This is a genomic window from Trichocoleus sp. Lan, from assembly GCF_039961855.1.
GTDB lineage: Bacteria > Cyanobacteriota > Cyanobacteriia > Cyanobacteriales > FACHB-T130 > FACHB-T130.
In genome coordinates this window covers 12,217-31,138 of the sequence record NZ_JAMPKA010000009.1, presented here as the reverse complement: position 1 = coordinate 31,138, position 18,922 = coordinate 12,217, and the positions used below count along the sequence as shown (strand labels likewise).

The 18,922-nt window shown below is 46.6% G+C and carries 10 protein-coding genes and 1 other RNA gene; 6 read left to right on the top strand and 5 right to left on the bottom strand.

Features of this window, described 5'->3' with window-relative positions; all coding sequences use genetic code 11:
- Positions 1 to 26: 26 nt before the first annotated feature.
- The 3 genes from NDA03_RS09905 to NDA03_RS09895 form a co-directional block, all read right to left on the bottom strand.
- Positions 27 to 3,563, bottom strand: a complete 3,537-nt coding sequence (locus tag NDA03_RS09905) for a tetratricopeptide repeat protein (RefSeq protein WP_348237940.1) — start codon at positions 3,561 to 3,563, stop codon at positions 27 to 29.
- A gap of 108 nt (positions 3,564 to 3,671) precedes the next feature.
- Positions 3,672 to 4,829 (bottom strand): DUF928 domain-containing protein, encoded by a 1,158-nt coding sequence (locus NDA03_RS09900; RefSeq protein WP_348237939.1) that lies wholly within the window; start codon positions 4,827 to 4,829, stop codon positions 3,672 to 3,674.
- A 188-nt stretch (positions 4,830 to 5,017) separates the two neighbouring features.
- Positions 5,018 to 10,210, bottom strand: a complete 5,193-nt coding sequence (locus tag NDA03_RS09895; RefSeq protein ID WP_348237938.1) for a tetratricopeptide repeat protein — start codon at positions 10,208 to 10,210, stop codon at positions 5,018 to 5,020.
- Positions 10,211 to 10,293: 83 nt separating this feature from the next.
- On the opposite strand from NDA03_RS09895, the gene NDA03_RS09890 reads away from it, so the two are divergent.
- The 3 genes from NDA03_RS09890 (at position 10,294) to NDA03_RS09880 (ending at position 11,826) form a co-directional block, all read left to right on the top strand.
- Positions 10,294 to 10,428 carry a hypothetical protein gene (locus NDA03_RS09890; RefSeq protein WP_277879693.1) on the top strand — a complete coding sequence of 45 codons (135 nt, stop codon included), beginning with the start codon at positions 10,294 to 10,296 and terminating at the stop codon, positions 10,426 to 10,428.
- 98 nt (positions 10,429 to 10,526) lie between these two features.
- Positions 10,527 to 11,021, top strand: coding sequence for a thioesterase family protein (locus NDA03_RS09885; RefSeq protein WP_190667907.1), 495 nt, complete (start codon positions 10,527 to 10,529; stop codon positions 11,019 to 11,021).
- Positions 11,022 to 11,100: 79 nt separating this feature from the next.
- Positions 11,101 to 11,826, top strand: coding sequence for a 2-phosphosulfolactate phosphatase family protein (locus NDA03_RS09880; protein ID WP_190529401.1), 726 nt, complete (start codon positions 11,101 to 11,103; stop codon positions 11,824 to 11,826).
- Between the two features lie 90 nt (positions 11,827 to 11,916).
- Here the strand turns inward: NDA03_RS09880 and NDA03_RS09875 are convergent, their stop codons facing one another.
- Together NDA03_RS09875 and NDA03_RS09870 are read right to left on the bottom strand one after the other, a co-directional pair.
- A complete protein-coding gene (locus tag NDA03_RS09875; protein ID WP_190430681.1) occupies positions 11,917 to 12,339 on the bottom strand; it encodes a response regulator in 423 nt (140 codons plus the stop codon).
- A gap of 251 nt (positions 12,340 to 12,590) precedes the next feature.
- Positions 12,591 to 13,916, bottom strand: a complete 1,326-nt coding sequence (locus NDA03_RS09870; RefSeq protein WP_348237937.1) for a lipid-A-disaccharide synthase-related protein — start codon at positions 13,914 to 13,916, stop codon at positions 12,591 to 12,593.
- A gap of 224 nt (positions 13,917 to 14,140) precedes the next feature.
- Here NDA03_RS09870 and NDA03_RS09865 point away from each other — a divergent pair, with 224 nt between their 5' ends.
- The 3 genes from NDA03_RS09865 to ssrA all read left to right on the top strand — a co-directional run bounded on the left by NDA03_RS09865 (position 14,141) and on the right by ssrA (position 18,645).
- The gene (locus NDA03_RS09865) at positions 14,141 to 16,288 is read left to right on the top strand and encodes a BamA/TamA family outer membrane protein (RefSeq protein WP_348237936.1); all 2,148 of its coding nucleotides are present in this window, start codon (positions 14,141 to 14,143) and stop codon (positions 16,286 to 16,288) included.
- Positions 16,289 to 16,351: 63 nt separating this feature from the next.
- On the top strand, positions 16,352 to 18,070 hold the full coding sequence (locus tag NDA03_RS09860) for a protein kinase (RefSeq protein WP_348237935.1): 1,719 nt from the start codon (positions 16,352 to 16,354) through the stop codon (positions 18,068 to 18,070).
- 183 nt (positions 18,071 to 18,253) lie between these two features.
- Positions 18,254 to 18,645, top strand: a transfer-messenger RNA (tmRNA) gene (gene ssrA, locus NDA03_RS09855).
- Positions 18,646 to 18,922: the final 277 nt, after the last annotated feature.

Here is an 18,922-nt window from a genome sequence, read left to right as displayed (position 1 = left end):
TGTCTTAACTCAAAACTCAAAATTTTTTAAAGTCCATTTCCTATCAAAATGAACGGTGCCCAATAGTAAGGATGGTCAAATTTTGACCCAGCACCGAGAGTATTTTCGCTTCTAGAATTGGGTATTGCTTCAACATTAATACTGCCGCGACTATCAACATTATTAAGCGCTGGGGTTGAGAAATCACCGTGCAGCAAGCCCAGTTGAGATTGGCGAAGGGCTGTAGCTTTTGTTATGGGTGTCTGTTGCGTACTTTGAGCTAAATAGCTGTAGAATTTTTGCATCAGATGACTGGTGCTGCGATCGTCCACCAGCCACAAGGAAGCGATTACTGCCTTGGTTCCAGCATTGAGGAAATAGTAGCTGATGCCAGCAATCTCTACACCGTCTTGGTCAGGCCCGCCCAGTGCCGTTTCGCAAGCTGATAGCACAACCAAATGAACATTGCCCAAATCTTGTAAAGTTTGAATCTGAGAAATTGTTAATTTCTCACCCGTACCTAATAGCAGAAATGAATCGTCTGGGCGTCCTGGCACAAATTGACCGTGGGTAGCAATATGCAAAATCTGATGACCTGTCAGATTATCTCGCAAAGTAGGAAAATCAAAAGCATTGTTGAGAAATTCGTTTCCCGGATAAATTCCTGTTGTGTCGTTCGGTTTCTTTTGCACGATCGCATCTAATTCTGCTGGGACATTGGGCAGTGGATTAAAGCCAGCAACTGCATGAGATAGTCCTAACGCTAGAACGGAGGTATTTTGAATGCCAGGAGGAAGGCGATCGCGCACATCTGTTAAGTCAGCAGATAGCACCGTAGAAACGGAGTAGTTCTCAATTAAATATTTTTCGCCATCAAACAATGCACTGATGGGAATGTAACGAGTAACCCGATCCATCGAAAAAACTAAATTTTGAATTTTATTCGCTTTGAGTTCGGGTTCAATCGGTTTAATTAGCCAGTCGTAGAGTTGTTTCCCCGTTGTCTTGACTTCGGCAATGTCAGACCGGGAATCTTCTACTAACTGACGGAATTTTAATACAGATTCGCCTAATTGCCGCTGCGTTACGGGAACTTCCAGGCTTTTAACAATGCCTCCTTTCGATGCCCATAGCAACCAAATTTTGTCCTTTAGTACGAAGGGATAAATCAGCACGGTACCTGGTTGAGATTCGACGATCTCTTTAGCTTTACTAAGTTTATTGGGGTCAAAAAAGGCATCATCTTGAGCGCGACGGCTGCGGATTTCTTTTTGAATAGTTTCAATTGTCTGATTATATTGTTCGGTCAAAGCCTGAAGCCGATCGTTGAATTGGCTCAATTGGCTGCACCGATTCTGCTTGCACTGTTCAACTTGTTGCCCAAAAGCGATTAACGTTCCATTTTCCTTGAGAATCTTTTCTTCAATGGAATTCAAGGCAATTCCTGAAGTTTTATCCCCAGCTCTCGCATTTTTTGTATAGTTGGGTAATTCCTGAATTTTCAACAGTTCTAACACCTGTTGAGCTTCTAAAATTCGTCCTTGCGACAGCAACAAGTTAGTGAAGGCGCGATAGGTGTCGGCAATGGTTTGAGTATATGATTCCTGTTGCTCTCGTGGCAGCACTCGTAAATCTTGCCGAATTACTTCGGTAACATTCACGGCTTGCTTGTAGAAAGCGATCGCTAATTCTGGCTGATTCTGTTGCTCTAACAGAAAACCCATATTGCCAAGCGCAATTCTTTCGCCCGTCTTATCGCCAATTTCTCTAGCAATTCCCAATGCTTGCTGAAAAAACTCTAACGCTTGGGGATACTGTTCTAACTGGTTGTAAACTCCCCCAATGTTATTCAGAGTAGCTCCAACGCCAGCCTTATCGCCGACGGTTTGACGAATTGCTAAAGCTTGCTGAAAGAACTCCAGCGCCTGGGGATACTGTCCCAACTGATTAGAAACAACTCCGATATTGTTGAGGGTGACTCCCTCACCCGCCTTGTCGCCAATTTCTTTGAGAATCTCCACCGCCTGCTGATAAAGTTTCAACGCTTCGGGATATTGACCTAAATTGCGGTAGGTTTCTCCAAGATTGTTGAGAGTCGTTCCCTCGCCTGCCTTATCGCCAATCTCCCGACGAATCTCCAAAGCTTGCTTGAAGAATGCGAGTGCCTGAGAATACTGTCCTAAATTTTCGTATACTCCTCCAATGCTGTTGAGGGTATTTCCTTCACCCGCGCGGTTGCCGATAGTTCTGCGGTTAGCTAAAGCTTGTTGATAGAATTCCAGTGCTTGAGGATATTGACCTAAACTATCGTAAACTCCCCCCATGTTGCTGAGCGTGCGCCCCTCACCAGCTTTGTCACCGATGGTTCTAGCAATCTCTAATGCCTGCTGATAAAATTCCAGTGCTTGGGAATACTCGCCCATGCTGTAGTACACTCCCCCAATGTTATTGAGAGTCGCCCCCACACCTGCCTTGTCACCGATGGTTTTAAGAATTCTCGACGCTTGCTGGTAAGACTCCAGCGCTTTTGGATACTGCCCTAGGCTGTCATAAACTGCCCCGATACCAATGAGGGTGCGCCCTTCACCTGTCTTGTCACCGATCTCTTGGCTAATTGCTAAAGCTTGCTGATAATATTCCAGAGCTTGAGGATAGTTGCCTAAGCTGCGATAAACGACACCAATGTTGTAAAGGTTACGCCCTTCGTTGGCGGGATTGCCGATATCCCGGCTGATTGCTAAAGCTTGTTGATGGACTTCTAGAGCTTGAGGATACCTGCCTAGCTTGCGATAAGTGATGCCCAAGTTATTTAGAGTGCGGACTTCACCCAAGCGATCGCCAATATCCCTAAGAATTTTTAAAGCTTGTTGTTGAAACTCTATCGCCTTTTGATACTGTCCCTGACTGTCATAGACTCCACCAATCGTGTTCAGAGTTCTACCTTCGCCTAGCTTGTCATCTGCTGCTTTCGCCGTTTCCAAAGCTTGCTGGAGGAACTCTAGTGCTTGCGGATATTGTCCCTGTCCGCTATAAACAATGCCAATGTTATAGAGAGTGTTGCCTTCGCCTACCTTGTCGTCTGTTGTTTTTAGAATTCCCAACGCTTGTTGTAGAATCTCCATTGCTTTAGGAAACTGTCCTAACTCGCGGTAAGTAGCACCAATTTCTGTCAACGTCCGTCCTTCGCCCACCTTGTCGCGCGCTTCTTTGCGGAGAGGCAGTGCTTGCTGTAAGGTTTCTAAAGCTTTGGCGTATTGACTCAATCCGTTGTAAACTTCCCCCAGGCTAGTAAGTGCTTCCCCAACCCCTGGTTTATCGCCAATTCTTTTGCGAATTTCCAGAACTCTTTCTAGGGTTTGCAGAGCTTCTTTAAACTGGCTGTTACGAAATTGCTGAATGCCTAGTTGAAACAGCCGATCTGCCTCAGTTTTTTGCTCTTGTCGAGAGGCGATAAACCGCATTTTTTGTGCCGGTTCCGCCAAAAATTCTGGTAAGGCTAAGGAGTTCGTTGCCACTGGGAAGAAGCAACCGAAAGATAAAAGTAAGGCTGTAGTAAAGCTAAGTTTCTGAACAGGGGGACGCATAAAAATACTGCTACACAAGCGGATTAGCTTTAATATCCTTCATCGCGTTTCTTTTGTAGTAAGTAATTGATATCTGTCAGTCTTACCAGTAAAAGGTTTATCCAATCGTCAGCGCGATCCTCCTCCTTGCGTCCCGCCAGGAACTGCAATTTCCGCAGGATTGTAAGCGCCACCTCTAAGCTGGGTTCCGCCCCCTGCCTGCCCTTTAGGTGTATTTAAAGCACCAGCAGGTTGAGAGATTGGTGGAGTGCTTTCCTGTGTTTGCTGCGGAAGTAAGGGTGCGGTAGCGATCGCCTCCAGTCCCACTGACTTCAACAAATCTTCCCAGGCGGCTGCTAGCGTAGTATCGTTAGGGCGATCGCGACGTAGCTCAGCCAGAGTCGTCAGAGTCTCATACCAGATGCCAGCTTTTGCATAGATAACTGGACGCTCTTGGGGAGATGCTTGCTGTAATTGACTGGCAAGAGAGGCGCTTAATTCGTTGCGTCGAATCCAGCCTTCAACCGAAATATTACTCCCCCGGTCTTCAGGGTCGCAAAGCAGTGCTAAGGAAAAACGGTATGTTTTTCCAACTTGCAGCGATCGCGCATTTGCTTTTTCAGGGAGGCTAACGCTAACAACACCAGGATTTTGAGAAATCTTGAAAGTGGTCTCGTAAACAACCTGTTTTCCCTCTACATCCCATACCATCAACTCTGCTGCCTGCGGGGCATTTTTAGGAATATAAAAGAAGAAGGTTGGATATCCTGTAACCGTCACCCCAAAATTCTTACCAGGATTCTTGCCTGGTACCAATGCAGTTAGACGCTTTGCATCAACAGCACAGGCCCTACTACCACGCGAGGCTCCTGGTTCCCGAATATTTGGAACTTCTTGCTCTGGAGGATTGTAAACGATACCCCTCAAACGTAATCCTCCACTTTCCTGCCTATTCTGTGTTCTTGGCTCCAAAGAGACAAGATTGTTAGAAAGTCCAATAACACCCATTAATTTGGCATTATTCAAATTCACACTGGTTAAGTTGGCATTGGTCAAGTTAGCACCAGACAAGTCAGCGCCGCTTAAGTTAGCACCACTCAGGTTAGCTCCTCTCAAGTCGGCTGCAACCAATCTGGCACCAATCAAGTTGGCACCACTAAGATCGCAATTCAAGCATTTATTGGTTTCCAGCAACCGTTTAAGGTGTTCGGGATTTTCCGCTCTCACTGGCGTAGCGAACCAGAGGACAGATAACAGCCCAGCGGCGGCTAGAATTCTTTGTTTCATTGCATTTGTTGCCTCTCCTAAGCGTTAAGCGCCTCTAGTATAGCCAATTGCCAAAGCATCAACTATCTGAGTTGGGCGTGTTATTATCCATTTCTAATCAGCATCAGAGGTGCAAAATCGTAAGTTAGAAGGTGAGAAATATTTTCCATCTCTTTTACCTTTACCAAGTACCTGAATTTTGATAGTTTTTAAAGTCCATTTCCTATCAAAATAAACGGTGCCCAATAATACGGATGAGAAAATTTTGAGCCGTTGCTGGGGGTTATCGGCGGTCTAGAACCAGGTATTTGTTCGACAATAATGCCACCGCGAGGATTGGTATTGGCTGCTGTTGAGACATTGCCTTGTAACAGATTGAGTTGAGCTTGGCGCAACGCTTCCGCTTTAGTCATCGCCTTTTCAGAGGTGCCGTTAGCTAAATTTTTATAAAATTGCTGCATCAAAAGACTGGTGCTGCTATCGTCCACGAGCCACAGGGAAGCCATCACCGCCTTCGCTCCCCGGTTTAAGAAGTGGTAAGCCATACTAGCAATTTCTATGCCGTCTTGACGGGGGCCAGCCAAAGCGGTTTGGCAAGCTGACAGCACAACCAAGTGAATGTTATTTAACCCGGTTAAGGTTTTTATCTGAGGAATCGTGAGTTGTTCGCCAGTTCCTAAGAGGATGTAAGATTTATCTGCGCTATCAGGAACAAATACCCCATGAGTCGCTAGGTGTAAAATTCGATAACTTTTCAAATTGTCTTGCAGAGTAGCAAAGTCAAAAGAACGGTTTAAAAACTTTTGACCGGGATAAATTCCCTGATTATTTTTAGTTTCTTGACGCACAATCGCATCGATTTCAGCAGGCACATTTGGTAGAGAACCAAAACCAGGGACAGCATCAGATAATCCCATTGCCAAAACCGGGCTATTTTGAGTACCGACAGGTAGTTTATCGCGGGTGTCAGTATCTTCTGTCAATACATTGTAGATGGTGTATTTTTCGATTAGGTATTGTTTCCCGTCATAAAGGGCGCTCATCGGAACATAGCGCGTCACTCTATCAAGAGCAAAGACCAAGTTTTTCACCTGGTTATTCTTATTCTGAAGTTCCGCCTCTAAGTCTTTGATTAGCCAGTTATAAAGTTTTAGACTAACTGCTTGTATTTTAGTAGCTTCATCAGAACCGCAATGAGCAACCTTCTCGCACTCCTTCATTAAATCGCGAAACTCTTTGACTACCTTTCCTAATTCATCTCTTCCAACGTTAACCTTAACGGTTTTGACCGCACCCCCTGGGGCATATAGTTGTAACCACAGTTCGTTTTCTAGCACCAAGGGATAAATCATCACTGTGCCTGGTTGCGCTTCGACAATCTCTTGAGCTTTTGCCAGTTTGTTTGGGTCAAAGAAAGCGTCATCTTTGGCGCGGTTAGCACGAATTTCTTGGTCAATCTTCTGCAATTGTTGGTCAAATTCAACAATCAGAGAAGTACGGCGAGTCGTAAGTTCTTTAAGCTGGCTACAGTTAGTGCGATCGCATTCATTAATTTGGTTTGCTAAGGCAATGATAGACTCGCTTTGAGCAGGAATCTGTCTCTCTGTCGGAGTAAGGGGAATGTTAGGTTTATCCCCCGCAGCATCTCTAGGGCTGACAGCTTCGCGAATTTCCTGCTCTCTCAAAAGTTGCTGTACTTGTAATGCCTCTTTGTCCCGTTGTTGAGAGAGCAACAAGGCTGCTAGCTGGCGATAGATATCAGACACCTTCACTTTATCGAAATCAACTGTTGCATCTAAGAAAGAGTTTTGTAACTCTTGTGGTAACCCTTCGATACTGCGTCTGACTTCCTCAATTTTGTTAATCGATTGCTTGTAGTAAGTAATGGCAACACTTGACTGATTTAAATCTTGGTAGATACGCGCTAATCCTGAATAAATGAAAGCATCAGCGCCAGGAGCTTGATTATCGGTTGCGATCGCAAGTGCTTGTTGATATACCTCAATGGCTTCTTCTTGGCGTCTAAATTTGCGATGGATATGTCCAACCAGAGTAAGGGCTTGTTTTTCCCAAACTTTATTTTGGACTTTTCTAGTGAAATTTAACCAAGTTTGAGCGGCTTCCATTGCTTGTTTGTCATTACCCAATTGCCCGTAGCCAAGACTCAGCAAGATATTAGCAAATGCCTGGATTCGCGGCTCTTTAATTTCTCCAGCAATTGCTAATCCTTCTTGAGCGGATTCAATAGTTTTTTGTGGATTACCTTGGGCAAAATAGTTTTGGGCGATAAAAAGCAGCACAAGGCTTTCGTCAAAGCGATTCTTGAGTTGACGTAGTATGGGCAGTGCTTGTTGATAGAATTCGTTACTTTTTTGGTAATCCCCAAGCTCAGCATAAACAATCCCCAGAGAAGTTAGAGGTAAGGTCTGTGCTGCTGGAATATTAGTTTCACGGGCAATTTTTAAACTTTGCTGAAGTGAATCCCATGTTTTCTGATATTCACCTAAATCTTTGTAGCGGTTACTCAATCGAGCTAAAGCATAAGATTCTAGCCTACGATTTTTTAATTCTCGCGCAATTGCTAATCCTTGCTCTCCTAGCTGTTTGCCTTCTGTGTATTTTCCGATAATTCCGTAAGAGTTTCCTAACTTGATTAGTAACTCTGCTTCTTGTTCGCGATTATTTATTTTCCTTGCCTGTGCTAAACCTGGTTCTGCAACTGCAATTACTTTTTGATATTCTCCCAAAGCCTCATACATTCCACTAAGAATAGTCGCCGCCGCTACTTCTCCAATGAAATCTTTGTTTTTGCGCGATATCTCCAAAGACGTTTGTCCTACTGCTATCCCCTGTTCGTATTCTCCTTGAACTCTGTAGGCGTCGCTGAGAGAATTTAAAGCTAGGGCTTCACGAGAAGTATTTTGCCTTTGTCGTGCTAAAGTTAAGGCTTGCTTGGCTGTTTCCACGGCTTTGGTAGTATCACCTAACAAGCCATAACTCTGGCTTAGGGACGTTAAAGCACTGATTTCATAGTTGTTCAGTTTTGCCTTTTGCACTACTGCCAACCTAGCTTGAGCAAACTCCACCGCTTTTTGATAGTTACCTTGGTTGGAGTAAATTTCTTCAAGAATATCCAAAGCATTCTGCTCTAGTTGGGGGTTTTCTAGCTGCTTGGCAATTGCTAAACATTGCTCAGCCGACTGCAACGCTAAGGGATAGTTTCCCTGTTTGTTGTAAGCGCTGCTCAAGCTTGCCAGTGCCTTTGCTTCAAGGGAGGATTCTTTGATTTTCCGCGCAATGGTTAAGGCTTGCTGACTGACTTCAATGGCTTTCGGAACATTTTTGAGAGGTACATTGTATAAGAAAGCCAACCGCAGCAGCGCGTCTACTTCTAATTCAGGTTTACCGAGGGTTTGTGCACGCTTTAATAGCTGTTGCGCCCAATCAATAGCTTTGTCATATTCCCCAAGATTGCTGTAACTCAGACTTAAGCCAGATAGCGCACTCGATTCTGTGCTTAAAGCACTATCTTGTAAATTTGGCAATAGTTTAGCGATTTCGATTTGTCGCGCTGCGGCTAATGCTTGCTGGTAGGTTTCGACTGCCTTTTGATTTTCTCCAAGTACGTTATAGGTGCTGGCTAAAGTGAGTAAAACATCTGCCTCACCCCGTTTATTATTTTGCTGTCGTGCAATTTCGACTTGTCGCAACCTGATTTCAATATATTTGCGAGAGTCGTCCTGAGTATTGTAAATGCTAGCAAGCTGAGTCAGAGCTGAGTCTTCAATACCTAAATCCTTGGTTTCTCGCGCAATGCTCATCGCTTGTTGTAACACTTCAATCGCTTTTCGCTCGTCTTGAAAGAAGCTGTAAGCTGCTCCCAGATGAATTAAAGCACTTGCTTCTGATTTTGTTTTTTTCAATTCTCTGGCAAGGTTTAAAGCTTCCTGTGCCAACTCTATCACGCGAGAATACTCTGCTTTTGCTTGAGGATACACCCCTCTGTTGACAAATGATATGGCTGTTGAGCTATATATTCCACTTAACAAGATTAGGGTTTCTAGTTGAGCGGGTTTATCCTTGATTTCTCGGCGAATAGCTAATGATTTTTGAAGGAATTCAATGGCTTGCTCGTCTTTACCTTGCAAATAGTAAGAACTTCCGATTAGAGATAGAAAGTTAGACTCTTGGGGCTTATCTTGGGTTTCTCGTGTAATCGCCAGTCCTTGTTGATAGAATACGATCGCTTGCTCATATTGATTTTGACTAAAGTAAATATAGGCTATTCCAGAGAGAACATTGGCTTCTTGCGCTTTATTGGGAATGGCTTGCGCGATTGCCAGAGCTTGTTGCTTAAAGGCGATCGCTTGCTCGTATTGCTTGAGACTGCTGTAAGCCTTCCCTATGAATAGAAGAATGCCAACTTCTTGGGACTTATTCTTTACTTCTCTAACAACAGGGAGGGATTGTTGGTAAAAAGCGATCGCTTGCTCATATTGTTTTTGATTAAAGTAAGAATCTCCCATTCCTTCGAGAATGCCAGCTTCTACTAGGTGAATTCCTACGGCTTGAATAAGAGGCAATGCTTGCTGATAAAATTGCAAAGCCTGGTCATACTTGTCTTGATTAAAGTAAGTTAAGCCGAGCTGATAGAGAGTTTCCCCTTCACCTACACGGTTTTGCACTTCGCGGCTGAGGGCTAACGATTTCTCCAACCACTCCAAAGTACGAGGATACTCTTTCATGCCTCGATAGACTGTCCCCATTCGGCGCATAGTAATTCCCAGTATAAATTTATCCCCTAATTCTTGTTGGATTGCCAGCGCTTGCTGTAAGCTTTCTAAGGCTTTGGGATATTGCTGAAGACCACCCGCGTAAAGCGTGCCAAGACTACTGAGGGTTTTACTTTCTCCTGCTTTGTCTTGTACTTCCCGACGAATCGCCAAAGCTTGTTGCAAGGTTTCTAAAGCTTTGTCATTTTGGTCATTCCAGAAATAACTCAAGCCAATATTATCTAGGGTTTCTCCTTCCCCTGTACGATCTTTTAATTCTCTGCGAATAGCCAAAGCTTGCTGCAAAACATCTAAAGCTTTGTCAGGTTGCCGCAACCAGTAGTAAACCTCGCCGATGTTGTTCAGGGTTTGCCCAATTCCGGCTTTGTCATTCAGTTGTTGCTGTATTTCTAGCACCCGTTGATAGGTGGCGAGTGCCTTTGGGTATTGCCCTTGACGATACTGCTGTATGCCTTGTTGGAAAAGTCGGTCTGCTTCAGTTTTCCGGTCTGTAGAGGTTGGTGCCTGTGCTAAAGCGCTTTCAGAACGATCGAGGATCAAGGATGAAGGGTGAAGGGTGAGAAGCAGGGTAATCGTGAGAAGACTGAGGTGATAGACGCGACGATGCATTGAGCAACTCCTCCACAAGCGGTTTAGCAGATGGCTGGCTTAGAAATTGGTCATTTCATCAGTAGGGAATCGGCAAAAACCCGATGCTTTCTGAGGAAATCACGGTTGGCAAGCAGAAAATTTCTATGCTACTGGAAGAGATCCACGCTTGCGATCGCTTGTTACGGAAGAATCGCATTGAGAACAGCACTCGCGTACAGGCTTTATGTCCCTGTTGATGGGTTATCAGGGAGAAGAGTTATCTAACGATCTCAGGAGGCGATCGCGCTCAGTCTAGAGGTACAATCCTCTAGGTGTACTGAGGACGATAGGCAACGTGTCAGAAGAACCACAAACCTCGCCATCACTGCCACCTACAGGCGCGATTGAAAGCGTCTCTCTAACAGCTACGACAGAGAACTGGTTTGAATACCCAGTCAAGGCGCATCCTCACCATACTGACTATGCAGGGATTGTCTGGCATGGCTCCTATATTACCTGGATGGAAGAGGCGCGGGTGGAATGCCTGCGCTCAATAGGCATCGAATTTGCAGATTTAGTCGCTTTGGGATGCGATATGCCGGTTGTGGATCTTTCGGTGCGCTACCACCGCCCCCTGCGGATGGGAATGAGTGCGGTGCTAAAGACGCGCATGGCAGATACCGAGGGCGTCCGCATCAATTGGGATTATCAGATTCAATCTCTCGATGGACAAGAGTTGTACGTCACTGCCAAAGTCACATTAGTGGTAGTGGATCGAGAGAAGGGTAAGATTATGCGCCAGTTACCACCGACCATGAAAGATGCGTTAGCACGACTTTCGGCGGTTTAATCTAAATGGGTAAGCTTTTGTACCTAATGCTCCCTAAAATGTTAAGTCAATAGTTTTGATTGCAGGTAAAACCTTAATTGTGAAGTTATTTGTATACCACACGCCCGAACTGACGCCCTCCGACAGCGTACCAGAGTGCGCGATCGCCATCGATGTACTCCGCGCTACGACTACTATCGCCACCGCGCTGAATGCGGGTGCTGAGGCTGTCCAAGTCTTTAGCGATATGGGAACCTTGATGCAAGTCAGCGAACAGTGGCAAGCCGATCTCCGGTTGCGCGCTGGTGAACGAGGCGGTGCTAAAGTGTCTGGCTGCGATTTGGGCAATTCTCCCCTGGATTGTACGCCAGAGCGCGTACAGGGACGACGATTATTTATCAGTACTACGAATGGCACTCGCGCCCTAACGCGAGTACAGAAGGCTCCAGTGGTTCTGGCAGCAGCGTTAGTGAATCGTCAAGCGGTGGTAGAATACGTTCTCAGCAAGCAGCCAGAGACGGTTTGGCTGCTGGGATCGGGTTGGGAAGGTAGTTTTTCTCTGGAGGATACGGTGTGTGCAGGTGCGATCGCTCATTCTTTGCAAGAGAAAGGTTCGCTAGAAATAGGTAACGATGAAGGATGTGCCGCGATCGCTCTTTACCAGCAGTGGCAAAATAATTTACTAGAGTTGTTCCACCACGCCAGTCATGGTCAACGGCTGTTACGCCTCGATTGTCAAGAAGACCTGAAATATTGCTCCCAAACCGATATTTTAGATGTGCTGCCGATTCAACGAGAAATTGGAGTATTAGTTAAGAATATCTAAGCACGCCTTATTACTTTTCTCCGTCTGTAAAATGCAGTTTACAAAGCGAATACGAACGGAAATTGTATTGTTTGTAGAGTCATGAGGCATCTAACTGGGTGGATTTGCGATCGCTCGATTAGATGCATCACTATCTTTAGAATTCAGCAGTCGTTTGATTTCATTTAAAATGATGTCTAACCCTGCATCTTTCGCTAAAAAAGCATCGGCTTCCGGGCAGATTTCTCTGCCAAACTCTAATTCATTGGCACTAATAAAGCCGGTTGCTAAAACTAATAAGGGAGGATTTATAAGATCATTTTTTATATGATTGATGATCTCGCAACCATCCATGCCTCTCTCATACGGAGCTGGGGGAATAGAAAAATCTATAATCAGTAAATCGTAATTTTCTATTTCTTGTAAAAACGTAAAGACTGTTTTATAAATATGAACTTCAAAATCTTTTCGTAAAAATCGCTCGATAATCAAACACCAATTTTCATCATCATCCAATACACCTATCTTGTACATGGATTTTGATCCCTCTCTAATCAATAGCTGGGCGAAGCCCAAACCTAAAATTTATTTGCTCAGCTCAAAGCAATCTACTCTCAACGAAACTCATTCTTTATTCTCTATTATAGTTGGGACATCAACTCAATTAAATAAACGGGGTGGGCATGAGTTGGGCAATCATTTCTTTCAACAAGGCTACGCCATCAGAGTAGGGGAAGAACAACTTTGCTCCCCTACTGTCAGTGGCAATTAGCAATGGGTTGAGCCTAAATTGAAAAGTAAAAACCCAACAAGCGTTCCATCACACAAGCCGCAATCCGCTCAGCGGCTCCTGCTTCTCCCATGCGGCGGCGTCCATTTTCAGCAATCAGTTGCAGCCGATCGGGGTCGCGTAATAAATATTGCACAACCCCGGCGACTTTTGCGGGTTGTTCTACCAAAATCAGGGAGGGTCCTAGCAGGCGAGATTGAGCTTCGGCAAAGGCGCTCGTAAACTGAGGGCCTTCTCCGGGGATCGCGATCGCGGGTTTCCCCAATCCGACAAACTGCTCCGTTGCCGTACCAGCCATTGCGATCGCTAAATCTGCTTGATTTAAGCAATCGTTATAAGCATGCTGAGTCAGAATCAGAGTGCCATTTTCTTTCGTAAAAGTTAGTGCTTCTGGGTCAGAAATCGGTGAGGGGGAAAATTTCTCAGTTTCCCCCAATGCATTAGATTGTCGCCAACCGTGAGCTTCAAGGGTTTGGCACAAAGGGTCTAAATTTAACCCAAGTGCGATCGCGCCCAGAAATAGGACGGGTCGAGGTGCAAACGCCTGCATTAACCCCACACAAGCTTGCATAATTTTCTGCCAATTGGCGTAAGCTTCTGGCGGTCTAGAACCAGGGAGAAGTGCCACCATTAGCGATCGCCGCATCTCTTCCTGTTCAGCATTTGACGAATAAAATATTGCTTTTGGTCTGGGTGGTTCCAAACCGTCCATCATCGGGTTCCCTAAATCAAACGCAGGGATAGACCATTTCTTTAACGTCTGAGTTGTCAGCCCATCTCTGGGAAACACTGCCTTACAACGCCGCTGACTCATCAGCCAACGTTCCCAAGGCAAGTAAACAGACCCAGACCAACCTTCCCAGCGCCCTTTTTGGTCGCGCCGTGGCAATGGCCCCGCTTCATCTCGCAAATAATATTCCGATTTAGCCGTACCCACAAAAGCATAGGGAACGCCGCTTAACCAGCCAAATAATAGCGGGACAATATCTCCCACCGCCAGGATTACGCCTCTGCTTCGCTCTTTAGTTCTGCCTGGGGACGCCCACTTCCGGATCGCGCGGTGCTGGGCGAGGGTGAGCTGTAGTAACCCGCCCTGTACATCTCGCACCAGTTGACGCCCATCCATATAAATAAAGCCACCGGAGGGCATTGTTTGCACGTGACCAATGATGGGGATATCTAACTCAGCGTAAGCTCGCCCATCACCCACCAATGGCAAGGCTGCTAATTCCAAAGAATGAGACTGTTGTTGAAGTTCTTGCAAAATCCGGACGGCAATAATGTCTTCCCCATGACCATTGCTGAGGCACAGTACCCTCATCCCAGACCTCCACAGATTTTAGATTTTCGATTGTTTCTCCATTGCCAATCCAAAATCCAACCTTCCTGACTCCAGAGAAGCCAGGGAAAAATTTCCAAATTCAAAATCGACGAATGGAACCAGACGGCAATAGCGAGTGTCAAATTTAACAAAACCTCGTAAGCGATAAGCAATTAGCGATTTTACACTAGCTACCGTCTTATACCATTTCGCTGGATATCTGTATGCAATCTCCTTCTCCTCCTCTCTCTCCCTGGTTTTCTATAATGCGCGTTCCTTCTTTGGCTATTTGCACTTTAGCGGTTTTGGCTGCAAGCGATCTCAGTTCTCTGGCTAGCGCCAGTACAACTTCTTCATCTCCAACCCAGACACCAAACGCTGAAGAAGTTGTCGTTGTCCCAGTCACTTCCGATGTGCCCTCCTCGACAGCCGCAACTCAAAAAATAGCAGATGCTCAGGTCGTTGTCCCGGTTAATTCGGGTACGCGCCAGCCATCCGCGCCAGCTCAACAACCCGTCAATAGCCAAGTGGTTGTTCCAGTTAATTCTGCCACCACCCGCCCCGCGAGAGCCATTGCGGCACCGGAAACCCGGACACTGCCTCAATTTACTCAGACGACTCGCGTTCCCCAAAAAGCGCCTGCTAGCTCTCTCAATTCACCAGATTTGGTCGTGACCGCGACAGGTATTGAGGTAGCGGGAGCGACACCAGAGTTGCAGCAAATTGTCCGTCAAACGATTAAAACTCGTCCGGGTGGAGATACCAGTCAAAGCCAGCTGCAAAAGGATGTAACGGCGATTTTAGCGACCGGACTATTTACTGATGCCAACGTAAACAGTTATACCGAGCCAAATGGACTGAGAACAGTCTTCGAGGTGAAACCCCTGGTGGTGCGAGCGCTCAAACTTTCCGGTGCCCAAGCCCTGACCCCAGCGGTTGCCAACGACATTTTTAAATCCCAACTGGGGGCAAAAATTAGCCCCAATGCCCTCAACCAAAGTGCCGAACAAATCAACCAGTGGTACAAGCAAAATGGTTATGTGGCAGCACAAGTGCTAGCCGTGCAACCCAGCCGGGATGGGGTAGTCACCATTGAAGTCGCTGAGGGCACCGTTGGAGATGTGAAAATCCGCTTTTTAGACGCCGAAGGAAAGCCAACCAAAGGACGCACCCAAGAAAATTTCGTCCGTCAGGAGTTAAAACTGAAGCCGGGTCAACCCTTCCGGGTCGATGCGGCACGGACAGACTTGCAACGGCTGTATCAGTTAGGGCTGTTTGACAACGCGGATGTTTCCCTCAGTGGTGATTCTCGAAAAGTTGACGTGAGCTACGACCTGACCGAACGCACTTCCCGCGCCGTCAACGTTGGGGGTGGTTACAGCGAGAACAGTGGCATCTTCGGCAGCATTAATTATAAAGACCAGAATTTTGGGGGCATTAACCAGCAGGTGGGTTTGAATGTCCAAGCAAGCCGCAGCGACTTACAGTTTAATGGGAATATTACCAGTCCCTATCGCGCCAGCAATCCAGACCGCCCTGGATATAGTATCGAGGCATCTCGACAGCGGCAACTTTCCGAAACCTTCAATGAAGATGTCAAGCTGCCGAATGGGGACAAAGTTCGGGAAGGGCAGTTTGGCGGCGGCGTCACCTTCACGAAACCTGTAGGCGATGTGCAGGCATCGGTAGGCGTGAACTACACCCGCACTAGCATCCGCGATAGCAAAGGCAATCTCTCACCCGTAGATGAATTAGGAAATCGCCTTTCCTATAGCCAAAACGGTATCGACGACAAAGTTTCCGTGTCTGCTGGGATCGCACAAGACAAACGAGACAATCCAATTAACCCAACCAAAGGCTCGGTCGTCAGCCTCAGTACAGAACAATCGATCCCGGTTGGGAACGGCAGTATCTTGATGAACCGGGTTAAGGCAAACTACAGCCAGTACATACCCTTTAATTTAACCAACGGTGCAACTCCAGATGTATTAGCCTTCAACGTGCAGGGAGGCACAACCATCGGCAATCTTCCTCCCTATGAAGCCTTTAATTTGGGCGGCATCAATTCTGTACGGGGCTACGGAAGTGGTGATGTTGCCAGTGGTCGCAGCTATGTGTTAGCCTCTGCCGAGTATCGCTTCCCAGTTTTTAAGCCGGTAGGTGGCGTTTTATTCGCTGACTTCGGCTCCGACTTAGGCTCTGGCGATACGGTGCCGGGAGAACCTGGAACTGTCCGTGGCAAACAAGGAACTGGCTTTGGCTACGGAGCTGGTGTGCGCGTCCAGTCCCCGATTGGCTTGCTCAGGGCTGACTTTGGCATCAACGACCACGGTGAAAGCCGACTCCAATTCGGGATCGGTCAAAGGTTCTAACATCGGAAGGAAGAGAAATTTAAATGAGTTCAAATTAACTCATCCTTCATTCTTGGTGATTGCATGGACACGCTAGTTGGTAAAACTTTGCAGGGTGGCAAATACACTCTCGATCGAGAACTGGGACGGGGTGGCTTTGGCGTTACCTTTCAAGCCACCCACCACTACTTGGGTCAACCTGTAGTCATTAAAACGCTCAACGATTCCCTCTGTCGGCATCCTGACTTTGCCCGATTTGGGCGTCAGTTTCAGGATGAAGCAAGACGTTTGGCGTTGTGCGTCCATCCCAATATCGTTCGGGTTAACGATTTCTTTTTGGAAGCTGGGTTGCCCTACCTGGTAATGGACTATATTGCGGGTCAAACTTTGCAAGAGGTCGTGTTTCCGGACAAGCCTCTGCCAGAGTCCGCTGCTATTCACTTCATGCAGCAGATTGGGGCAGCAGTCAAAGTGGTGCATCAAAATAATCTGCTGCATCGGGATATCAAGCCCCAGAACATCATTCTGCGCCAAGGAACTCAAGAGGTGGTGCTGATTGACTTTGGGATTTCGCGGGAGTTTACGCCAGACTCAACCCAAACTCATACAAGTATTGTTTCTGAAGGGTATGCTCCCATTGAGCAGTACCTACCCCAAGCAAAGCGTACCCCAGCGACGGATGTTTATGGGTTAGCCTCCACACTTTACGCGCTGTTAACCGCAACAGTACCAACACCTGCGGTACTGAGAGACAGGCAACCGATGCCAGCACCCCGCGACTTAAAACACTACCTGAGTCCGGCGGTAAATCAGGCGGTGATGCGTGGGATGGCTGTGGATGCTCAATATCGACCTGGCAGTGTAGATGAGTGGCTGTCTCTGTTGCCCGATCTTCAGTTTGCAGGTTCCACTGCTGAAACAATGCCGCCAACTCATACGGTGGCAACTATCCCAGTTATCTCCCCATCACCGCCTAGAGGCGAAGCATTAGCTGAAAAAAATTCGGGTTCAAGAAATGGGGGCGCGATCGCTTCGCCCGTACCAGAAGAGAGAAACCATCAATCCAGTTCTTCCTTCTTCCGAAATCCCCGCAGTCTTTTCATTGCTACAGGAATCGCGATCGCATCCGGTTTAGCGATCGCGTTGAGTTCTGTCTGGCGTCAGCCTCAACCGCCTGGCGCTTCCCCTGTTGCCCAACCGGAATCCCAGCCGCAAAATCAGCCACAAGAGGCACAAACTGTCACTCCCGAATCCGTAGAGAAAGTTAATAGCACCCCTACTGAGTCTGAACGGCAACCCGTTGAAGTTCAAAAATCCTTCCGCAGAAAATCTCAGCAGCGGGTTAAGCGCGATGTTCCGGATGTTCCTGCAAACACTTCATCGAAATCCCCGAACTCAAACAAGCCGCAATCTAATCGTGAGGCGAACAAGAAAGCCGGACAGGCAGAAATAGAACGTCGCGAGCAAAAACAGCCGGTTCCTACATCCGAACAAACTCCGCCACCAGCTGCAACCAATCCACAACCTTCTCCCGCTTCGGAACAGCCGCCACCATCCCCGGTTGCCAATCCGCAGCCTCCCGTCGCTTCGGAAGCGACGCCGCCATTCCCTCGCAGCGATCGCAAGCCAACTAATCCTGCTCCCTCATCTGCACCAGAGACTTCCGCACCGCCAGGTTCAGTTGTCGTGCCAGTTGTTAAACCAGAAACTCAATCCCAACCGGAATCGGAAAAAAAATCTAAGCCGGACAAGCCGGAAAAACCGGACAAGCCGGAGAAATCGGACAAACAGAAGGATAATTAGCTACTGCTTGTATCGACGTTTGCACAATTGGGAGCGATCGCCTTTCCCTCTAAAATTGGGATGCCAACTGCCGATTAAACCGAACTGAATCGTTCGGCTATTACTCCCGAAAACTGTCTCTGGAAACCTTGTTAAATTCAGTCATTCCTTCAACAAATAACTATAATAGGATATGTGAGACAGGGGGCCTTAATGGTTTCGACAGGTTGGCGAACGCTGCCCCGTGATTCAGGTCGAGAGTGAGTCTTCTCTCGTTAATACTGGACTCAAAAAAAAGTAACTGCGAAAAACAACATCGTAGCATTCGCTCGTCAGGCAGCTGTCGTTGCCTAAAAACCTCATCTTAGGTTTCTGAGCGTCTGTAGTCTGACTCCGTTAAGGGCTACAGAACAACCCCAACGGATGCGATAGCAAGTCGTCTCTGGTAGATTTGCTAGCTAAGACCTCATCAGAGAATCCTGTCATCCGGGATAATGGATGGTTCCCGCCTTGAGGGTTAGATAGGCTAAACCTGTGAATGAGCGATAGGTTAATACCCAATTTGGACACGGGTTCGATTCCCGTAGGCTCCACTTCTAATTACTTTTTCAAACCACCTTCTACCCAAAAGTACAAGGTGGTTTTTGCTTTTAATAAGTTTAGTTTTAATTATTTTAGGTTAATCGTTTAGAGTCAACTTTCCTGGAAAGCAGACCTAATAACACTTTTGCGTGTCGGTGTCCATTCTTCGACGGAAATCTCAATAGACTTTGACTTGACACTTTGTTATATATTGCTTAATCTGTCATTAACTTATTCTTAATCACTTTGACGCGGGACTTTTACCAAAACACGAGCGTAACCTCGTGTCAT

Bases quoted from the DNA above. Each gene is read 5' to 3' on its own strand.
- NDA03_RS09905 (WP_348237940.1), bottom strand. From the start codon at position 3,563: ATGCGTCCCCCTGTTCAGAAACTTAGCTTTACTACAGCCTTACTTTTA.
- NDA03_RS09900 (WP_348237939.1), bottom strand. From the start codon at position 4,829: ATGAAACAAAGAATTCTAGCCGCCGCTGGGCTGTTATCTGTCCTCTGG.
- NDA03_RS09895 (WP_348237938.1), bottom strand. From the start codon at position 10,210: ATGCATCGTCGCGTCTATCACCTCAGTCTTCTCACGATTACCCTGCTT.
- NDA03_RS09890 (WP_277879693.1), top strand. From the start codon at position 10,294: ATGCTTTCTGAGGAAATCACGGTTGGCAAGCAGAAAATTTCTATGCTA.
- NDA03_RS09875 (WP_190430681.1), bottom strand. From the start codon at position 12,339: ATGTACAAGATAGGTGTATTGGATGATGATGAAAATTGGTGTTTGATT.
- NDA03_RS09870 (WP_348237937.1), bottom strand. From the start codon at position 13,916: ATGAGGGTACTGTGCCTCAGCAATGGTCATGGGGAAGACATTATTGCC.
- NDA03_RS09865 (WP_348237936.1), top strand. From the start codon at position 14,141: ATGCAATCTCCTTCTCCTCCTCTCTCTCCCTGGTTTTCTATAATGCGC.
- NDA03_RS09860 (WP_348237935.1), top strand. From the start codon at position 16,352: ATGGACACGCTAGTTGGTAAAACTTTGCAGGGTGGCAAATACACTCTC.